The following is a 19,950-nucleotide window of genomic DNA, read 5'->3' as shown; positions in this document are numbered from 1 at the left end:
CGCCCTCGTACGCTCGGACGGCGCCGGCTGTGACCGACGACCGAGACGATCCTATCAATGCCGCGGACCACTCCAGCAGGACGTTCACGGCGCGGGATCAGGTGAGGGCGGCAGTTGCTCCTCATCCACCCCTTCGTCCGTGCCTGGCAGGCCCAGATCCGCCGCGCGTTTGTCGGCCATCGCCAGCAGCCGCCGGATGCGTCCTGCCACGGCGTCCTTGGTCAGCGGAGGATCCGCGAGGCGCCCGAGCTCCTCGAGGCTCGCCTGCCGGTGCTCCAATCGCAGCTGACCCGCCACCTGCAGATGCTCGGGGACCTCATCAGCAAGGATCTCCAGCGCCCGCTGCACCCGCTGACCGGCCGCGACCGCGGCCCGCGCCGAACGACGCAGGTTCGCATCATCGAAGTTCGCCAAGCGGTGCGCAGTCGCCTTCACCTCGCGTCTGGTGCGACGGTCCTCCCACGTCAGCACCGTCTGATGCGCCCCCATGCGGGTCAGCAGCGCCGAGATCGCATCCCCGTCACGCAGCACCACCCGATCTGCGCCACGAGCCTCACGGGCCTTGGAGGCCACCCCGAGACGCCGCGCGGCGCCGACCATCGCCAGTGCCACCTCCGGTCCCGGGCAGGACAGCTCCAGGGCTGCGGAGCGCCCCGGTTCGGTGAGGCTGCCGCGGGCGAGGAATGCCCCACGCCAGGCGGCCTCGGCGTCGACTGCGGCTCCGCCGACGACGAACGGCGGCATGCCCCGGACGGGGCGGCCGCGTGCGTCGAGCAGACCCGTCTGCCGGGCGAGCATCCCGCCTTCGCGGTCCACCCGCACGACATACCGGGTGGTCCGGCGGATCCCGGAGGGAGCGAGCACCGCGAAATCGGCCCGATGGCCGTACATATCACCGATGATCGCGTGCAGTCGGCGGGCCACGGCTGCGGAGTCCAGCTCGGCCTCGACCACGACCCGTCCGGCGACCAGGTGCAGTCCGCCCGCGAAGCGCAGCATCGCGGCCGCCTCCGCCTTGCGGGCCGAGGGCCGAGTCACCTGGAGGTGGCTCAACTCCTCCTTGGCATCACCTGTCAGCGCCATGCAGGTCCTCCTCGTCATCTGGGGCGTCGGCCGTCGACGCACCGTGCTTCGTCCCCGGTGCCGGATCGTCCCGGGGGCCCGGGCCCGGCTCGACGTCGCCGTAGGCGTCGTCGAAGAGATCACGGTACGCGGCGGCCAGGCGCACCGGATCATGATGCGGTCTCCCGTCGCCCACACTGACCTGTCGCAGCAGGGTGCGGATCCCACGCGCCTCGGCCGCCTGGGAGAGCACGAGAGCGTCGTCGAGGGTGGTGGGATCGGCGACCAGTGCATCGAAGCGGCAGTCGCCGGCCTGCTCCAGCAGCACGTCCAGCATGTCCAGGCTCGTCATGCCTTCAGCCTCCTGCGACCCCACCGACAGGTTCGTGGTGATGCAGCGCCGTGCAGGGCTGGTACGGATCGCCTCGGCGATCTCCGGGATCATCAGGTGCGGCAGCACCGAGGTGTACCAGGAGCCGGGGCCCACGATGATCCAGTCGGCGCGGCCGATCGCCTCGATCACGGCGTCGGGCACCCGTGGACGCGGCGGGTCCAGGCGCACCTGCTCGACGCGACCCTCCGCCGTCGCGACCTGCCACTGCCCGGCGACGGTGCGCAGCTGACCGTCCGCGCCGCGCACGTCGGCCTCGATGTCGAGGGGTTCCAGGGCCATCGGCAGCACGCGACCGCGCGCACCGAGCAGCTCGGCCATCTGGTCCAGTCCTTCGATGGGGTCATCGAGGATCTGCCACAGCGACACGATCAGGAGGTTTCCGAGCGCGTGACCGTCGAGCTCCCCCTCCGTCTCGAAGCGGTGCTGGATCACATCACCCCAGATGGAGCCCCAGTCCGAGTCCTCGCACAGCGCAGCCAGAGCCATGCGCAGGTCGCCCGGTGGCAGCACCGGCATCTCGGTGCGGATCCGACCGGAGGAGCCGCCGTTGTCGGCGACGGTGACGATCGCCGTGAGGTCGTCGGCCAGCAGGCGCAGTGCACGCAGGTTCGCCGCCAGGCCGTGACCGCCGCCGAGGGCGACCACCCGCAGCGGGCGCTGAGGGTCGCCGCGGCGACCCCGCCGAGCGCTGCTGGAACGGTCGGCGGTGCGCAGACGGTGGCCTCCGGAGCGGGGCGCGATGCTGCTCATTCCCGCCCCAGATCGCGGTGACGGATCCGCACGGCGTTGCCGGAGCTGCGCAGCCTGTCGCCGATCCGCTCCGCCACGGCGACCGAGCGGTGCTTGCCGCCGGTGCAGCCGATCGCCAGCGTGGTGAAATGCTTGTTCTCCGCGCTGTACCCGCGCAGCACCGGGATGATCATCTCGAGGTACTTGTCGACGAACTCCGCGGCGTTGGCGTCCCCCAGGACGAACTCGGCGACCTCCCGGTCGGTGCCGCGCTTCGGCTTCAGCTCGGGCACCCAGTACGGATTGGGGATGAATCGCACGTCACTGACGTGGTCCGCCTCGAGCGGGATGCCGTACTTGAACCCGAAGGACAGCATGGTCACCGTCAGTCTCTGCTCCTCGCTGGTGCCGAAGACGGTGCGCATCTTCATCGTCAGCTGGTGCACGTTCAGCGGTGAGGTGTCGATGACCAGATCAGCCATGGGGCGGTACGGGGCGAGCATCTCGCGCTCACGGCGAATTCCCTCGAGAACACCCTCCTCCCCCTGCAGCGGGTGGGGGCGGCGCACGGAGTCGAAGCGGCGCACCAGGGTGGATTCGTCAGCGGTGAGGAACAGCAGGCGCAGGCGAAGATCCGCGCGGCGCAGCTGCGCCACCACGTCGAAGAGCTCGGAGAAGAACGGCCCGGACCGTGGATCGACCACGACGGCGAACCGGTTCTCACGGCCCACCGCCGAGGCACGCAGCTCGTACAGGGTGCCGATCAGCTGCGGGGCGATGTTGTAGACGACATACCACCCCATGTCCTCGAGGGCGTGGGCCGCGGTCTCGCGGCCGGCGCCGGCGAGGCCGGTGATGATGACGACGTCGCCGGTCGTGTCGGAGCTGGGCGCCAGCGGGGACTCGTCGTGCACGAGGGGCTCCTTCCAGGGTCGGGGCTGCGGCCGTGACCGGTTCAGCGGTCGAGGATCTCGCCGGTGGCCATGTCCACCGCGACGTCGAGCGAGTCCTCGCCCGCGGCGTCGTCCGTTGCGGTGTCGGTGTCCGTCGCCTGGTCGGATCGTAGCGCGACCAGGATCTGCGCGGCCAATGCAGGCCCGATCCCGTCGACCTCCTGGAGCTCCTCGTCGCTCGCCTCACGAATCGCGGAGACCGTCACGAAGCGGTCCAGCAGCGAGCGTCTGCGCGCCGGCCCGAGGCCCGCGATGCCGTCCAGGGCACTGGCCTGCATCGCGCGCCCGCGCTTGGAACGGTGGTAGGTGATCGCGAAGCGATGCGCCTCGTCGCGCAGACGCTGCACGAGGAACAGTGCCTCGCTGGTGCGGGGCAGGATCACCGGGTACTCGTCGCCGGGCAGCCAGATCTCCTCGAGGCGCTTGGCGATGCCCGCCAGGGCGATGTCGGTGATGCCGAGATCGTCGAAGGCACGCTGGGCGGCGGCGACCTGTGGGGCACCGCCGTCGACCAGGATCAGCGAGGGCGGGTACGCGAAGCGGCGGGACTCCTCCTCGGTCTTCTCCGGTGGGTTCAGATGGTGCTTGAGGCGACGCGAGATGACGTCGTACATGGAGGCGGTGTCGTCGCGGGCGGCCTCGCCGGTCACCGAGTAGCGGCGGTATTCGCTCTTCTTGGGCAGCCCGTCCTCGAAGACGACCTGGGAGCCGACGACGTTGGTGCCGTGCGAATGGGAGATATCGAAGCACTCGATGCGCAGCGGCGGTTCGGACAGCTCGAGGGCGCCGCCGAGGTCCTCGAGGGCCTTGGTGCGAGCGGTGAGATCCCCGGTGCGCTTGAGCCGGTGCAGCCGCAGCGCCTCGATGGCGTTCTCCGTCACGGTCCCGAGCAGGTCCTTCTTCTCACCGCGCTGCGGGATGCGCAGGTCCACCGGCTTCCCGATGAGCTCCAGCACCTGGTCGCGATTGGTGGGCTGGACCGGGATCAGCACCTCCTTGGGCGCCTCACCCTCGGTGTACAGCGTGGTCAGGGCCCGCTCGACGAGGTCGGGTGCGGTCGAGGTGTCGAGGATCTCTGCGGTCCACCCGCGCTGCCCCCGGATCCGGCCGCCGCGCACATGGAAGACCTGCACCGAGGCCTCGAGCTCGTCCTGGGCGAGAGCGATGAGATCCGCGTCGGTGGCGTCGGAGAGCACCACCGAGTTCTTCTCCATGACCTTCTTCAGAGCGGCGAGGTCGTCGCGCAGCCCGGCGGCGGTCTCATAGTCCATGGCCACCGCGGCGTCACGCATCTGCTTCTCGATGCGGCGGGTGTAGGTCGCCGTGTTCCCGGCCATGAAGTCGGCGAACTGATCGGCGAGCCGGCGATGCTCGTCCACCGAGATGTCGCCGACGCAGGGCGCGGCGCACTTCCCGATGAAGCCGAGCAGGCAGGGCCGTCCGGAGCGCTCCGCCCGCCGGTACACGCCCGCAGTGCAGGAGCGGATGGGGAAGACACGCAGCATCAGATCGAGGGTCTCGCGGATCGCCCACACCTGGGCGTACGGCCCGAAGGTGCGGTCTCCTTTGGCGCGCGGCCGACGGGTGATGTGCACCCGCGGCACCTTCTCCCCCATCGTCAGCACCAGGTACGGGTAGGACTTGTCGTCGCGGAACTTGACGTTGAACCGCGGGTCGAACTCCTTGATCCACGTGTATTCGAGGGTGAGCGCCTCCACCTCGGTGCCCACCACGGTCCATTCCACGCTCGCGGCGGTGGTGACCATGCGCCGAGTGCGCTCGTGCAGCACCGCAAGGTCCTGGAAGTAGTTGGACAGGCGCTGGCGGAGGTTCTTCGCCTTGCCGACATAGATGACACGGCCGTGCTCGTCCCGGAACCGGTACACCCCCGGCCTGGTCGGGATGGTCCCGGCCGCAGGACGGTAGGTTGCAGGATCTGCCATGGTCAGCGCCTCCCGGTGTGGCCCGATCGTCCGGACTCCAGCAGCGGGGCCAGGAAGTTCCCGGTATAGGACCTCGTGACCTTCGCGACCTGCTCCGGGGTGCCGGAGGCGACGATCTCACCGCCCCCGGCGCCGCCCTCGGGGCCGAGGTCGATGACATGGTCGGCGGTCTTGATGACGTCGAGGTTGTGCTCGATGACGATCACGGTGTTGCCCTTGTCGACCAGCCCGCCGAGCACCTCGAGCAGTTTGCGCACGTCCTCGAAGTGCAGTCCCGTGGTGGGCTCGTCGAGCACGTAGATGCTGCGCCCGTTGGAGCGCTTGTGCAGCTCGGAGGAGAGCTTCACCCGCTGCGCCTCGCCACCGGACAGGGTGGTCGCGGACTGGCCGAGCCTCACGTATCCGAGCCCGACATCGACCAGGGTCTGCATCTGACGGCGGATCGGGGGGACCGCGTCGAAGAACTCCAGGGCGTCCGCGATCGACATGCTCAGCACCTCGGCGACGTTCTTGTCCTTGAACTTCACCTCGAGGGTCTCGCGGTTGTACCGCTGCCCGTGGCACACCTCGCACTGGACGTACACGTCGGGCAGGAAGTTCATCTCGATCTTCAAGGTGCCGTCGCCGGAGCAGGCCTCGCAGCGCCCGCCCTTGACGTTGAAGGAGAAACGACCGGCGGTGTACCCGCGGATCTTCGCCTCGTTGGTCTGCGCGAACAGGGTGCGCACACGGTCCCAGACCCCGGTGTACGTGGCCGGGTTGGAGCGGGGGGTGCGCCCGATGGGCGACTGGTCGACGTGGACGACCTTGTCGAGGTGCTCGAGCCCGGTGACCCGCTTATGACGACCGGGCACGATGCGGGCGCGATTGAGCTCCTTGGCGAGCACCGCGTACAGGATGTCGTTGACCAGGGAGGATTTGCCGGAACCGGAGACCCCGGTGATAGCCGTCAGCACACCGAGCGGGAAGCTGGCGTCCTGACCCTTGAGGTTGTTGGCGCGAGGGCCGACGACCTTGACCATGCGCTGCTTGTCGATCGGACGACGGGTCAGAGGCAGCGGGATCTCGAGATCACCGGAGAGGTAACGGCCGGTGAGGCTCTCCTGATTCTTCTTGAGGTCCTCGATGCTGCCGGAGTGGACCACGCGACCGCCGTGCTCGCCGGCCAGGGGTCCGATGTCCACGATCCAGTCGGCGGCGTTGAGGGTGTCCTCGTCGTGCTCGACCACGATGAGGGTGTTGCCGAGATCCCGCAGGCGGTTCAGAGTCCCGATGAGGCGCTCGTTGTCACGCTGGTGCAGGCCGATCGACGGCTCATCGAGCACGTACAGCACGCCGACCAGGCCGGAGCCGATCTGGGTGGCCAGGCGGATGCGCTGGGCCTCACCTCCGGACAGGGTGGCTGCGGCGCGGGCGAGGCTGAGGTAATCCAGCCCCACGTCCAGCAGGAAGCCGAGTCGGGCGCGGATCTCCCGCAGCACCTCGTCGGCGATCGCGGCCTCGCGCACACCGAGCACCAGGCCCTGGTGGAACTCGAGGGCGTCACGCAGCGACATCTCGCAGACCTCGGCGATGGAGCGACCGCCCACGGTGACGGCGAGCACCTCCGGACGCAGCCGGGCCCCCTGACAGGCGGGGCAGGGCACCTCGCGCATGAACTGCTCGTAGCGCTCCTTGGCCCAGTCCGACTCGGTGTCGGAGTGGCGGCGCTCGAGGAAGTGCATGATGCCCTCGAAGCCGGTGGAGTAGGTGCGCTCGCGCCCGAAACGGTTGCGGTACTTCACATGGACCTTGAAGTCCTTGCCGTGCAGGAGCGACTCCCGGGCCCGCTCGGGCAGGGCGCGCCACGGGACGTCCATCGAGAAGCTGAGCTCCTCGGCGAGCGCGGCCATCACTTCCTGGTGGTGGTCCGAGGACCCCATCGCCCACGGGGCGATGGCGCCCTGGGCCAGGCTCAGGTCGTCATCGGGGATCACGAGCTCGGGATCCACCTCGAGGCGCATGCCGAGGCCGGTGCACTCGGGGCAGGCACCATAGGGGGCGTTGAAGGAGAAGGTGCGCGGCTCGATGTCATCGATCGCCAGGGGGTGGTCATTGGGGCACGCGCGCTTCTCGGAGAAGCGGCGGGTGCGCTCCTCGGCGTCTTCCTCCAGGTCCACGAAATCGACCAGCACGGTGCCCTCGGCCAGGCGCAGAGCGGTCTCGACGGAGTCGGTGAGGCGACGTCGCGAATCCGGTTTGGCGGCCAGGCGGTCGATGACGACCTCGATGGTGTGCTTGAACTTCTTGTCGAGCGTGATCTCCTCGTCCAGACGGCGGGTCTTCCCGTCGATCCGGGCACGGGCGTAGCCCTGCGAGCGCAGGGAGCTGAGCAGATCGACATGCTCGCCCTTGCGGCCCTGCACGACGGGTGCCAGCAGCTGGAAGCGGGTGCCCTCGCTCTGCTCGAGCAGCGTGTCGACGATCTGTTCGGCCGAGGAGGAGCTGACCGGCTCGCCGCAGATCGGGCAATGCTGCACACCGGTGCGGGAGAACAGCAGGCGCAGGTAGTCGTAGATCTCGGTGATCGTGCCGACCGTCGAGCGCGGGTTGCGGTTGGTCGACTTCTGATCGATCGACACCGCTGGGGAGAGCCCCTCGATGAGATCGACCGAGGGCTTGTCCATCTGTCCCAGGAACTGCCGGGCATAGGCCGACAGCGATTCCACGTACCGGCGCTGGCCTTCGGCGAAGATGGTGTCGAACGCCAGGGAGCTCTTCCCGGATCCGGAGAGCCCGGAGAACACCACCAGTTTGTTCCTGGGGATGTCGATGTCGATGTTCTTGAGGTTGTGCTCGCGCGCACCGCGGACGACGAGAGAATCAGTCACCGGGTCATCCTACGAGCGGGACACGACGTTCGAACAGCTGTTCGTCGGAGACGAACGCGACATACTGGTGCCATGGTTGATTCTGAATACACAGGACATGTCGAACCCCATGGTCACAGCTCCGTGCGCCGCTTCCCCGGGCTGGAGATCCGCAAAGCGTCCGTGGGTCCGATGGACAACAACGCCTATCTGCTGACCTGTCGGTCGACGGGATCGCAGCTCTTGATCGACGCCGCCGCCGAGCCTGATCGGCTCCTGCGCCTGGTCGCGGAGGGCACGAGGAGCACCGGTGCCGAAGAGGCGCAGCTGGATCTCCTGGTCACCACCCACAGTCACCACGACCATGTCGGCGCGCTCACCGAGGTGGCCGTGGCCACCGGTGCCCGGACCGCCGCAGGCGCCGCGGACATCGCGGCGATCGAGGCCCCGATCGACGTGCCGCTGACACACGGTGACGTGCTGGAGTTCGGCGAGCAGCAGGTGCAGATCATCGCCCTGCGCGGTCACACCCCGGGCTCCGTCGCCGTGCTGTGGCACGACGCCGCGCAGGCCGAGGGCGGCGGCCCCCACCTCTTCACCGGCGATTCCCTGTTCCCCGGTGGCGTGGGCAATACGGACCAGGATCCGGCGCGCTTCGCCCAGCTGCTCGACGATGTCGAGCAGCGTGTGTTCGACGTGCTGCCGGACTCGACCTGGGTGTATCCGGGACATGGCGACGACACCACGCTCGGTGCCCAGCGGGCCTCGCTCCCGCTGTGGCACGAGCGGGGCTGGTGACGAGCAGCACGCACCCCGCCTGGTGTGTCGTCGGCCGGGGCGCGGAGGGTCGCACCGCACTCGTCGACCTCGACGCGCGCGGCGAGCGCCTGAGCTCGCTCGAGGTCGGGCCCGCGGAGCTCGCCTCCGTCGTGTCCCGTCGTGAGGCCGAAGCCCGCCCCCGCTGGGTGTGGAGCGACACCCCGACCTGGTACGCGCGGTTGCTCGCCGCGGGAGTCACCGTCTCCCGCTGCCATGATCTGCGCCTGATCCACGCGATCCTGCGCCACTCCCAGCTGGTGCGCGATGGGGGTGCGATCCGCGACGCCTGGGACACCCCGATCGACCAGCCACCGGAGGATCGCAGCGCAGGAGCGACACTCTTCGACCTCGATGCCTCCTCGGCGCGGACTGGCGGCGTCCCCCACGACATCGAGGCGGCGCTGGCGGAGCTCGCGCACCATCGCGTCGCCATCGACGGGGCCGAGGACCGGGGACGGCTGCGTCTGCTGGTCGCTGCGGAATCCGCGGGGGCACTGATCGCGGCCGAGCTGCACGCCGCAGGGATCCCCTGGGACGTCGCCGAGCACGACCGGATCCTCGCCGCCTCTCTGGGCCCGCGGCCCTCCCCCGGGCAGACTCCCCCGCAGATGGCGCAGACTGCCGCCGAGGTGCGCACGGCCCTCGGGGACCCGCAGCTGAGCATCGACTCCCCACCGCGGCTGCTGCGGGCCCTGCACCGGGCGGAGATCGACGTCGAATCCACCTCGCAGTGGGAGCTGGCCTCGTACGATCATCCGGCGATCGAACCGCTGCTGCGCTACAAGAAGCAGTCCCGCCTGCTCACGGCGAACGGATGGGCATGGATCGACGAGTGGGTCCACGAGGGACGGTATCGACCCGTCTACGTTCCCGGCGGTGTGGTCACCGGTCGCTGGGCCTCCAGCGGCGGCGGCGCGCTGCAGATCCCCCGCCAGTTGCGCCCGGCTCTGCGCGCCGACGACGGCTGGCGACTGGTGAGCGCCGATGTCGCCCAGCTGGAACCGCGGGTGCTCGCCGCGATGTCCGGCGACCGTGCGATGGCCACGGCCGGGGCCGGCAAGGACCTCTATTCCGGGATCGTCGATGCCGGGATCGTGGCGACGCGGCAGGAGGCGAAGGTGGGAGTGCTCGGGGCGCTGTACGGCGGGACCACCGGCGACAGCGGACGCGTCGTGCCGCGACTGCGACAGAACTTCCCGGACGCCATGCGTCTGGTGGACGGCGCCGCCGCGACCGGCGAGCGCGGCGGGACCGTCTCGACCTGGCTGGGCCGCTCCTCCCCCGCTCCCGAGGCGGCCTGGACGCAGAACCAGACCAGCGCCAACCTCCCCGACGCGGTGCCCGGTGAGCAGGAGCGGGCCCGGCGCTCCGCTCGGGACCGTGGACGTTTCACCCGGAACTTCGTCGTGCAGGGCACAGCCGCGGAGTGGGCGCTGTCGTGGCTCGCCGCGCTGCGGCTCGCGCTCGCGGGTTTCGATCCGGTGCCCGGGACGGACGCCGCACACGCCTCCGGGCCGGTGTTCGCCCGCCGCGCGCATCTCGCCTTCTTCCTGCACGACGAGGTGATCGTGCACGCGCCCGCCGCCCAGGCCGATGCCGCGGCCGACGCGATCCGGGCCGCCGCCGAGGCTGCCGGCAGCCTGCTGTTCCCCGGAAGCCCTGTGGACTTCCCGCTGGACCTCACGATCACCGAGCGCTCGCCTGCCAAGTGAGGCCCCTCCTGGCAGGCCTCACCTGCCTTGCCCCGTCACGCTCCTCTTTCCGTGTTTCTGCCCGGGCGGCTCCGCGGCCCCTCCCCTGACGGTCCCCTCCTCCCGGGCTTCCTTCTCCCCCTCTCTACGGAGCCCCTTCTGCAGAGACTCTTCCTCCACAGTCCGCCCTCGTCCACAAAACGCGGGCCGTTCTCTCGGAGTCGGATCTCGGCAGGTTGACTGGAGCGGAGTCCAGAGCACCTGCTGGTTGGAGACTGCCATGACCCTCATCCCGCTGACACCGGGCCCCGACGCGCCCGAGCCGCGCCGCTCCCGCCTCGATCGACCGGAGGCCGAGGCGCTCGGCGAGCGCATCCAGCAGCAGGCAGCCGTGATCGCCGAGGCCACCTGCGAGCTGCTGCTGTCGGTCGCAGACTTCGACGCCCGCGGTGGAGTCGGGTGGTACGTCGGTCTGAAGTCGACGGCCCACTGGCTTTCCTGGGCCTGCTCGATGACATCGGGCACCGCTCGAGAGCATGTGCGGGTGGCGCGGGCCCTGCCGGAGATGCCCCTGACCGTGGCGGAGTTCCGCGCCGGGCGCCTGTCCTACTCGAAGGTCCGGGAGATCTCCCGAGTCGCAGACCGGGTCGAGGAGTCCATGCTGGTGGAGATGGCCCGGGCGATGACCGCCGCACAGCTGGCGCGGACCATCTCCTCGTTCCGCGCCGTCGAGGGCAGCCGTCTTGCCCAGGATGCCGTGCGCCAGGCACGCTGGCAGACCCGGGAGGATGGGCTGGTCGAGATCCGGGCGGTGCTCCCGGCAGAGATCGGCGCCGAGGTGATCACTGCGCTGGACCTCGCCCTGGACCGCGACGGACACGACCCCGAAAGGGTCGACCCCGACGCGCCCTGCGCCGCCGCCGTTACTGACACCGATGATCCGACTGCGCAGAGGGCCGCCGCCTCCACCACGCCGACCCTCGAGCAGCGCAAGGCCGACGCCCTGCACAGCCTCGCCCGGACGTTCCTCCACGCCGAACCGGACGACCGATCCGGCGAGGACCGCCATCTGGTCATCGTCCAGGTCAGCGCCGAGACGCTCACCGGAAACGTTCCCGCGGGAACGCCGGAACCCCTACCCACCGCTGACGAGTCGATGGGAACGCCGACGTCCTCCCCCACCGCTGACGTTCCTGCGGGCACGTCCTCACGCTGCGGGGTCGTCGGCCAAGGACCGTTGGAACCCCGCACAGCCGAACGTCTGGCCTGCTCCGGGAAAGTCGCGCTGATGATCACCGACGCTGGCGGGGAGGTGCTCCATCTGGGCCGGACCAGCCGACTCGCCTCCCGAGGCCAGCGCCGCGCCCTGCGACTGCGCGACACCGTCTGCAACTTCCCCGGCTGCCACCAGAGCCGCCATCTCGACGCCCACCACACGACCCCCTGGTCGCAGGGCGGTGCAACGGACATCGAGGGCCTGGCACTGCTGTGCCGTCGCCACCACGTGATGGTCCACGAGGGCGGCCTCCACCTCGTCCCGGATCCCGCCCGGTTCACGCCTCTCCAGCCACGATTTCAGGTGGTGGACGAGGCCGGCCGACTCGTCCAGGCACGCTGGCCGGCCATGCTCGAAGCCCTGTCCGTGCGCGCCGCTCCCCCGGCCCGTCTCGAGGCGGACGTCGATGCCGACCCCGAGCGGATCGCGGCGACCACCGGAGGGTTCGGCTTTCGTCTCGCGGACTGCGTCGACGTCCTCTGCTCGAACGTGGTGAAGTCCGCCGCCTGATCGCGCGGTCGCGTGATGTCAGCGCATTGATCGGCGGCCGGATCATCTAGCTCATCGGAAGCATCGGCGAGCGGAGACGCGATCGCCAGAGTGCGGCCGATCAACGCCCGGAGTGCGTTCCGTGCTCCGTCTCGTCCGTATCGAGCGCGGCAAACGCCGCCGTGAGGACTCCTGTCCCCAGTCCCATGACCAGTCGCGGCGCCGGGACTCCCCGGGAGCGCAGAGCATCCTCCACACGGTGATCTATCCAGATCCCGGCGACGCCCGCTCCCGCGACGAGGGCCCCGAGGCCGAGGGACAGTCCGAGCCGCCAGCTCGTCGATATCGGCGCCTCGACCTCGTCTGCGGTTCCCGCAGGTTCGTCCGCGACGACCGTCCCCGTCACCGGCGCGGTCTCCTGAGCCGACTCCGCAGGCTCCGTCGTCAGCGAGTCGGCGTCGGTATCGCCGCGGTGTCGCGGATCACGTGCCCCCTGAGCGACGTGGGTGACGATCGCGGTCAGCGTCGCGGGGGCGACGACATAGCCGATCTGTAGCGGACGCGGCAGCCGGTGCAGCGGGATGGTGCCCAATGCCGCAGCGGCCACGGTCCCCACGGCGAGGGGGAGGATCTGGTCTCGTCGCAGTGCGCACATAGTTCGGGTGGCTCCTGTGGTCGGTTCCGGAGGACGGCGCTGTCGCGCGCAGCCATCGGTCAGGAGATCGACGGTATCGAAGCGGACGCGCTGGCGACCCCGACGATCGGCCGAATCCTCACGACGACCGCAGGGGTGCCACCGGCGAACAGCGATAAATGCGGAAAAGATAAATGCGGAAAAGGAGACCCGCAAGGCACAAGGCAGGGCTCGAGGCGCCGGGTAGCTGCGCGGTAGGAGCCTGCTGTCGCGCTCACAGCTCGCGGACGTAGACCTGCATCTGCACGGGCTCTCCGTGCTCGTTCGTGCTGGGAACCTCGTGCGAGACGGAGAATCCTGCCTTCTCGGCAACCCGGACCGAGGCGACGTTGTCGGTCTCGCAGCGGATCACGGCGCGCTCCCCCGCCTGCTGCGCGCCCAGCTGGGCGCAGAGCAGCCCAACAGCACGCGCGGTGATCCCGAGCCCGCGCATCCACGGGGCGAGGGTGTAGGCGATGTTCACGTCCCCGGGGCCGATGCCGTCCTGCGGATCGGCGTCGTGGTCGATGGAGCCCACGCAGTGCCCGTCGACGCGGATGGTGAACGCCCGCTTGGTGCTGCCGGTGGCCGCGCGTGTCTCCAGGTGCCGCACGTACCTGCGGGTGCCCTCGACCGTGCTGCGGCCCCCGGTGAGCCAGCGGACCGTTTCCTCGTCCTCCGCCGCGACCATGGCCTCGGCATCCTCGACCTGCAGGGGCCGCACAGTGATCTCCACGCCGCGATTGTGCGCCACCGGGGTCGAGAACGTCCATCGAATACCGATCGTGCCGGGTACCGGGTACCGCAGGATAGACACATGCGCCTCTGGTCCCTGCATCCCCGCCACCTCGATCGTCCGGGCCTCACCGGCTGCTGGCGGGAGTCGCTGCTCGCCCAGGCCGTGCTGGCCGGTCGAACGCAGGGATATCGTGCGCACCCTCAGCTCGAACGCTTCCGCGCCCAGGAAGATCCCCTCGTCACCATCGGGACCTACCTCGAGACCGTCGCGCAGGAAGCCACTGAGCGGGGATACCGCTTCGACCGAGCCCGCATCGACCGCAGGCCAACAGTCGCTCCGCCGCAGGAGCCTGGAAAGTACGCCGTCGTCGGACGCATCCCCGTCACTGAGGGACAGCTCGCTCTGGAGTGGGAGCATCTGCTGCTCAAGCTGTCCCGTCGAGACCCGGAGCGCTGGGAGCGGGAATCCGCCCTCCCCGGTCCTGAGCTGCATCCTCTGTTCGTGGCAGTTCCGGGAGAGGTCGAGCCCTGGGAGCGCGCCGGGAGGTGAAGGAACTCGCATGATCGCGGCGCACTGCTCCGGCTCGAGACGCAGCACATAGCCAGTCGTGATCCTGCTCCCGATACGGGCCCAGGAACCGGCCCCGGTTCCACGCCATCGCGGCCGTCCCGGCAGGCCATGGGGAGTCCTCCCCATCGGTTTCGCGCCCGGATCCGCATAGTCTCCCGGCACACGCCGCACACACTCAATGGGGGGCCATGACAACCGAAATGACGACCACCACCGGGCGGGGACGGCGCGCTTCCAGGACGAGACGCTCGGTGCTTCTCCTCCTGCCGGTGACAGTGATGGTGGCCGGATGCGGGCGGGTGGACGTCGCTCCCCCTTCGCCGACGGTCACTCTCACAGTCATCTCCGCCCCATGGACCGGCTGGAGCAAGGAACAGCCCGAGCCGGAGCCGTCCGAGGAGAGCGTCACGAAGGGTTCCACATTCACTCGAGACAGCCAGGGCGATGAGATCACCTTCACGGTGAAGGCCGTGGACGACGACGAAGTCACGCTGAGCACGAGCGAACCGATGTCCCCGCGCTCCGAGGACGGCGGGATTGACCTCTCCACCGACCAGACGAAGTTCTCCGTCGTCAAGGGCGAGACCTTGAAGATCACGACCCCGACCATGGACAGTGGGACGACATTCGAGATCACGTACGAGGACTGAAAAGTCAGTACCCCATCCGTCACCTCTGCTCGGCGAAGATCGCGGCGAACCTGCCGTCATGGGCGAGCAGATCCTCGTAGGTCCCCTGCTCGACGACCCGTCCCTCACCGAAGACGTAGATCCGGTCCATCTCCTTGAGGGTCCACGCCCGGTGCGAGACGACGACGGTGATCCTGCCGTGCTTCGTGCGCTGCAGCTCGTGGAAGATCTCCTGCTCCGCCTCCGCGTCGATCGCCGACGTCGGCTCATCCAGCACCCAGATCGGAGCGTTGCGGAGGTAGGTGCGCGCCAGGGCGAGGCGCTGCCACTGGCCCCCGGAGATGCCGACCCCGCCCCACTGCTCGCCGAGCTGCTGATCCAGACCTTCCGGCATCGCTGCGACCATTCCTGCCGCATGGGCCGAGTGCAGAGCATCCCAGACTTCAGCGTCCGTCACGTCCTCGCGGGGAGATCCCAGGCGCACGGCGTCGCGCACTGTCAGCTCGAAGCGACCGAACTCCTGGGTCAGCAACCCGAACCGCGCGAGCCAGGCCGCTTCCCCGAGGTCGGTGCGGTTCTCCCCATCGAGCAGGACCTCGCCGTCCTGCGGCGTGACGAGACCGAGCAGGGCATTGACCGTGGTGGTCTTCCCCGCACCGTTCACACCGACCAGCGCCACGACGTCGCCGAGCCTCGCTTCGATGCTCACGTCCGTGATGGCGTCCTGGTCCCGGCCGCCGTAGCGGTGCGTGAGGTGCTCTGCGCGAAGATGCTGGACTACAGGAGCCGGCGGATGCCTCCGGCTCGGCCGAGCCGCAGACAGGAACCGTTGGAGCCCTCGTGCGAGGGGAAGGTTCTCGATCGCGAGCCCGGCGCTCAGCCCGGCGCCGGCGGAGGCGGTCATCGCTGCCATCACCCCGTAGATGCCTGCGACAGCCGGCGACTCGAACTGCGCACCGATCACCACGGCGAGGATCGCCCCGCCGAGAAGGACCGCCGAGACGATCCCGCTGGCGGCGTTCCCCAGCACTTGGGGCCGAAGGGCCTTGGCCATGATGGAATCGACGATCCGCCAGCGCGCCGCGACCATCTCCCCCACCCGCTCCGAGGTTCCCAGCCCGGCGAGCTCCGTCGCCGAGCGTTGGCGCACGATGAGCTCGCGCAGGTATCGCTCCTTGTCGTAGTGCGGGCTGACCTCCTCCCACTGTCGTTCCCAGACCCGCGAGAGGTACCGGGAGTAGACCAGCGGCGGGATGAGGGAGAACAGGGTGAGCACACCGGCGACGGCACTGAACGAGAACACGGCGACGATCACGCCGACCGAGGACAGCAGTGCCATCACGGCCGTCATGTACTGACTGAAGGACCAGGCGATGCCTTCGCCGATGGCTCGGGAGTGCCGCTCCACCTGCGCCGCGATCGAGGAGTTGACCAGCTCGTCCGGCGCGATCCTCGACGCTTCGCGGACCAGCGACGAGTTCAGCTCGGCCTGCAGCCTCTGCGCAGCTCGATGCTGGAAGTCACCGCAGATCGAGGACACCGACGGGGTCAACCCGACGAGCAGGATCATGGCGAGGAGGAGACCGGCGAGGTCGCGAAGCCGGTCCGTGTCACCGAGGGCGAGGATCAGTTCTGCGATGAGGAGGACCTGCAGTGCTGGGACCGCCGCGAGCGCCAGGGCGATGACCGAAGTCCAGGTGACGATGCCGGGAGCGGCGAGAAAAGCGCGCCGCGAGATCCATGCGATGGTCCGCAAGGTCCCTCCTCTGTCGACGACGACGGTTCCGGCGCGCGTCACCCCGCAACCTCTCCGACTCTCTCACGGTCTCAGAGCACGCGCCCGGAATTCTCCGCTGTCGCGCAGGGAGCTCCCAGCTGCTAGCGTCGAAGCATCGACCTACCTGATCCGCAGGGGAGTCCGCGCCGTTCGGCGCGCCCGACCCCACGGAGACAGTGATGACCGATTCCCTGCGAACGTCTCGACCCCTCAGCATCTGGGACATGGTCGACGGACCGATGCCGCACGGCATCCTGGGTGTGGGCGATCCCGACGTCCATCTCATCGACGGCACCCCGACGATGTTCCTCGGCGGCTTCTCGACCTCGTTCCGCAATCGTCTGTACGTGGCGACCCTCCCGTCGCACGCCGATCCGGCCGGTGACTCCTGGCTCGTGGCGACCGATGCGCGGGGCCGCGCCCTCCCTCTGGCCGCGGACCCGCCGCGCGGCGCGTGGGACGGCGCCGGGATGCACACTCCCTCGTTCGTACCGGCCACCGCTGACCAGCCGGCACGCATCTACTACACGGGCAGGAGATCGACGAAGCAGTACGGCCCGAAAAGCGAATATGCCATCGGGGTTCTTGAGCATCGCGACGGTCAGTGGCACCGGCGAGAGGAACCGCTGGTGCGTGGCGATGCACTCCGGCGCAGTGTGCTCGAGCCGCTCGTCGTGCATGACGGGGATCGCTATCTGATGTGGTTCCAGGCGAATCCCTACGAGATCGGTCCCGGCGACCTGCCCGATTACGAGATTCGCGTCGTCGAGAGCGCCGATGGGCTGATGTGGAGCGACCCCCGCGTCTTCACGACCTCGAGCGACGGCTTCTTCGACAACGCGATCACCCGAGTGCCGGGCGGATGGCTCATGGTTCTCGCCCGCGGCGCGGACATCCACGGTTCAGGAGGAATGCCGCCGCAGGGTCTATGGATCAGCACCGCGACGGTGCTCAGTGCGGATCCCGAGGAGTGGTCGACACCTCGGCATGTTCTTCGCACCGACGAATCAGGCACGCCGGAGAGCCTGGCACGCGGCACCTACGGACCGGGAATTCTGCACACCGCCGACCCCGATCGCGTGGTCCTCTACGCCACCGGGGTCCGGGACACGCCCCGCTGGCCGCGCTTGATCACCCGACGTGTGCTCCGCGGGCAAGCACCCGTCGTCCCGTCACCGTTCTATCTCTCGGTCACGGCGGTCGAGCTGCACGGCGGGGCCACGCCCGGCTCGCCCGGCGGATCTCCGTTCACGACGAGCGCTGGATAGCCCGCAGCTCCTTCTTGAGCTCCTGGACCTCATCACGCAAGCGGGCTGCTGCCTCGAACTGGAGGGTTTCGGCGGCCTGGTGCATCTGCGCCGTCATCTCGTCGATCATGCCGGTCAGAGAACCGACCGGGTCGTCGCCGAGGTCGACGGTGCGGTTGTTGACCGCATCGACCGTGTTCGCGCGCGCCCGGTCGCGGGCCACTCGGTCCTTGCCGGAACGGTAGTCGGTCGACATCAGGGTGTCGGTGTCGATGTCCTCGCGAGCCAGCATGTCGGTGACGTCGGCGATGCGCTTGCGCAACGGCGTCGGGTCGATGCCGTACTTCGTGTTGTAGGCGACCTGCTTCTCGCGACGACGGTTGGTCTCGTCGATCGCGGACTGCATCGAGTCGGTGATCCGATCGGCATACATGTGCACCTCGCCGGAGACGTTGCGCGCGGCGCGGCCGATGGTCTGGATGAGGGAGGTGCGCGAGCGCAGGAAGCCCTCCTTGTCGGCGTCGAGGATCGCCACCAGGGACACCTCGGGAAGATCCAGACCCTCGCGCAGCAGATTGATGCCCACCAGCACGTCGAACTCGCCCTGGCGCAGGGAGCGCAGCAGCTCGATCCGGCGCAGGGTGTCGACGTCGGAGTGCAGGTACTGGACCCTGACCCCGTTCTCCAGCAGGAAGTCCGTGAGGTCCTCGGCCATGCGCTTGGTCAGCGTGGTCACCAGCACTCGCTCGTCGCGCTGGACCCGCTTCTCGATCTCCTCGCGCAGGTCGTCGATCTGCCCCTTGATGGGTTTGACGATCACCTCGGGGTCCACCAGACCCGTCGGCCGGATGATCTGCTCGACCACGCCGTTCCCCTTGCCCAGCTCGTAGGCGGCGGGGGTCGCGGAGAGGTAGACGGTCTGACCGGTGCGCTCGGTGAACTCCGAGAAGGTCAGCGGGCGGTTGTCCAGGGCGCTGGGCAGGCGGAACCCGAAGTCCACCAGCGTGCGCTTGCGGGAGCGGTCCCCCTCGAACATCGCGCCGATCTGCGGGACCGTCACATGGGACTCGTCGATGACCAGCAGGAAGTCCTCGGGGAAGTAGTCCATGAGGGTGTTCGGCGCCGTGCCGGAGTCGCGCCCGTCCAAGTGGCGGGAGTAGTTCTCCACGCCGTTGGTGGAACCCATCTGGCGCAGCATCTCCAGGTCATGGGTGGTGCGCATCCGCAGCCGCTGCGCCTCGAGCAGCTTGTTCTGCGCCTCGAGCTCCTCGAGGCGCTCTCGGAGTTCGATCTCGATGGTGCCGATGGCGCGCGAGAGACGTTCGGGACCGGCGACGTAGTGGGAGGCGGGGAAGATGTGGATGTGATCCTCCTGGCGGATCACCTCTCCCGTCATCGGGTGCAGGGTGTAGATCGCATCGACCTGGTCGCCGAAGAACTCGATGCGGATCGCGAGCTCCTCGTACATCGGGATGATCTCGACGGTGTCACCGCGCACGCGGAACGTGCCGCGTTCGAAGGCGATGTCGTTGCGGTCGTACTGCATGTCCACGAAGCGCTGCAGCAGCTCGTCACGATCGAGCTGCTGGTCGCGGGAGATCTGCACCATCCGGTCGACGTATTCCTGCGGGGTGCCCAGGCCGTAGATGCAGGACACCGAGGACACCACGACCACATCGCGGCGCGTGAGCAGGGAGTTGGTCGCGCTGTGCCGCAGCCGCTCGACCTCGGCGTTGACCGAGGAATCCTTCTCGATGAAGGTGTCCGACTGGGGGACGTACGCCTCCGGCTGGTAATAGTCGTAGTACGAGACGAAGTACTCCACGGCGTTGTGCGGCAGCAGATCACGGAACTCGCTCGCCAGCTGCGCGGCGAGGGTCTTGTTGTGCGCCATGACCAGGGTGGGTCGCTGCACCTGCTCGATCAGCCAGGCGGTGGTCGCCGACTTGCCGGTGCCGGTGGCGCCCAGCAGCACCACGTCCTGCTCACCGTCGTTGATGCGACGGGTGAGATCGGCGATGGCGGTCGGCTGGTCACCCGAGGGGGTGTACTCGGAGACGACTTCGAAGGGATGTTCGGCGCGGACCAGATCGGTGACAGGACGCATGGG

15 protein-coding genes are annotated in these 19,950 nt (G+C 69.0%); 6 read left to right on the top strand and 9 right to left on the bottom strand.

Annotation, left to right across the window (positions count from 1 at the left end; all coding sequences use genetic code 11):
- Window positions 1–84 precede the first annotated feature (84 nt).
- From whiA to uvrA, 5 genes are read right to left on the bottom strand one after another with little or no spacing between them, the layout of a single operon-like run.
- Window positions 85–1,083, bottom strand: coding sequence for a DNA-binding protein WhiA (gene whiA / locus INT51_RS06765; protein ID WP_193104458.1), 999 nt, complete (start codon window positions 1,081–1,083; stop codon window positions 85–87).
- Window positions 1,067–2,206, bottom strand: coding sequence for a gluconeogenesis factor YvcK family protein (gene yvcK, locus INT51_RS06760; RefSeq protein WP_193104457.1), 1,140 nt, complete (start codon window positions 2,204–2,206; stop codon window positions 1,067–1,069). The genes whiA and yvcK overlap by 17 nt, the downstream gene beginning before the upstream one ends.
- Complete coding sequence (rapZ, locus tag INT51_RS06755; RefSeq protein WP_193104456.1) at window positions 2,203–3,099, bottom strand: RNase adapter RapZ; 897 nt, start codon at window positions 3,097–3,099, stop codon at window positions 2,203–2,205. The genes yvcK and rapZ overlap by 4 nt, the downstream gene beginning before the upstream one ends.
- A gap of 41 nt (window positions 3,100–3,140) precedes the next feature.
- Window positions 3,141–5,081, bottom strand: coding sequence for an excinuclease ABC subunit UvrC (uvrC, locus tag INT51_RS06750; protein WP_193104455.1), 1,941 nt, complete (start codon window positions 5,079–5,081; stop codon window positions 3,141–3,143).
- A 2-nt stretch (window positions 5,082–5,083) separates the two neighbouring features.
- Window positions 5,084–7,951, bottom strand: a complete 2,868-nt coding sequence (uvrA, locus tag INT51_RS06745; RefSeq protein ID WP_193104454.1) for an excinuclease ABC subunit UvrA — start codon at window positions 7,949–7,951, stop codon at window positions 5,084–5,086.
- Between the two features lie 72 nt (window positions 7,952–8,023).
- Between uvrA and INT51_RS06740 the strand changes: the two genes are divergently transcribed.
- From INT51_RS06740 to INT51_RS06730, 3 genes are all read left to right on the top strand, one after another.
- Window positions 8,024–8,728, top strand: coding sequence for an MBL fold metallo-hydrolase (locus INT51_RS06740; protein WP_193104453.1), 705 nt, complete (start codon window positions 8,024–8,026; stop codon window positions 8,726–8,728).
- Window positions 8,725–10,461, top strand: a complete 1,737-nt coding sequence (locus tag INT51_RS06735; RefSeq protein WP_193104452.1) for a bifunctional 3'-5' exonuclease/DNA polymerase — start codon at window positions 8,725–8,727, stop codon at window positions 10,459–10,461. The genes INT51_RS06740 and INT51_RS06735 overlap by 4 nt, the downstream gene beginning before the upstream one ends.
- A 259-nt stretch (window positions 10,462–10,720) precedes the next feature.
- Complete coding sequence (locus INT51_RS06730) at window positions 10,721–12,226, top strand: HNH endonuclease signature motif containing protein (protein ID WP_193104451.1); 1,506 nt, start codon at window positions 10,721–10,723, stop codon at window positions 12,224–12,226.
- A gap of 100 nt (window positions 12,227–12,326) precedes the next feature.
- On the opposite strand, the gene INT51_RS06725 is transcribed toward INT51_RS06730, so the two are convergent.
- Entirely contained in the window at window positions 12,327–12,860 is a 534-nt protein-coding gene (locus tag INT51_RS06725; RefSeq protein WP_193104450.1) for a hypothetical protein, read from the bottom strand.
- A gap of 253 nt (window positions 12,861–13,113) precedes the next feature.
- Window positions 13,114–13,614: a GNAT family N-acetyltransferase gene (locus INT51_RS06720; protein ID WP_193104449.1), complete on the bottom strand. Its 501-nt coding sequence runs from the start codon at window positions 13,612–13,614 to the stop codon at window positions 13,114–13,116.
- Between the two features lie 81 nt (window positions 13,615–13,695).
- Between INT51_RS06720 and INT51_RS06715 the strand changes: the two genes are divergently transcribed.
- A complete protein-coding gene (locus INT51_RS06715; protein ID WP_193104448.1) occupies window positions 13,696–14,166 on the top strand; it encodes a pyrimidine dimer DNA glycosylase/endonuclease V in 471 nt (156 codons plus the stop codon).
- A gap of 272 nt (window positions 14,167–14,438) precedes the next feature.
- Window positions 14,439–14,837: a hypothetical protein gene (locus INT51_RS06710; protein ID WP_193104447.1), complete on the top strand. Its 399-nt coding sequence runs from the start codon at window positions 14,439–14,441 to the stop codon at window positions 14,835–14,837.
- A 19-nt stretch (window positions 14,838–14,856) separates the two neighbouring features.
- Here the strand turns inward: INT51_RS06710 and INT51_RS06705 are convergent, their stop codons facing one another.
- The gene (locus tag INT51_RS06705; RefSeq protein ID WP_193104446.1) at window positions 14,857–16,572 is read right to left on the bottom strand and encodes an ABC transporter ATP-binding protein; all 1,716 of its coding nucleotides are present in this window, start codon (window positions 16,570–16,572) and stop codon (window positions 14,857–14,859) included.
- Between the two features lie 200 nt (window positions 16,573–16,772).
- Here INT51_RS06705 and INT51_RS06700 point away from each other — a divergent pair, with 200 nt between their 5' ends.
- Window positions 16,773–17,861, top strand: coding sequence for a hypothetical protein (locus INT51_RS06700; protein WP_193104445.1), 1,089 nt, complete (start codon window positions 16,773–16,775; stop codon window positions 17,859–17,861).
- On the opposite strand, the gene uvrB is transcribed toward INT51_RS06700, so the two are convergent.
- Window positions 17,842–19,947 carry an excinuclease ABC subunit UvrB gene (gene uvrB, locus INT51_RS06695; RefSeq protein WP_193104444.1) on the bottom strand — a complete coding sequence of 702 codons (2,106 nt, stop codon included), beginning with the start codon at window positions 19,945–19,947 and terminating at the stop codon, window positions 17,842–17,844. The genes INT51_RS06700 and uvrB overlap by 20 nt on opposite strands.
- Window positions 19,948–19,950 lie beyond the last annotated feature (3 nt).

Origin of the sequence: Brachybacterium sp. FME24 (genome assembly GCF_014897705.1) — a bacterium.
In the GTDB taxonomy this organism is placed as follows: domain Bacteria; phylum Actinomycetota; class Actinomycetes; order Actinomycetales; family Dermabacteraceae; genus Brachybacterium.
This window is presented reverse-complemented; position numbering and strand designations above follow the sequence as displayed.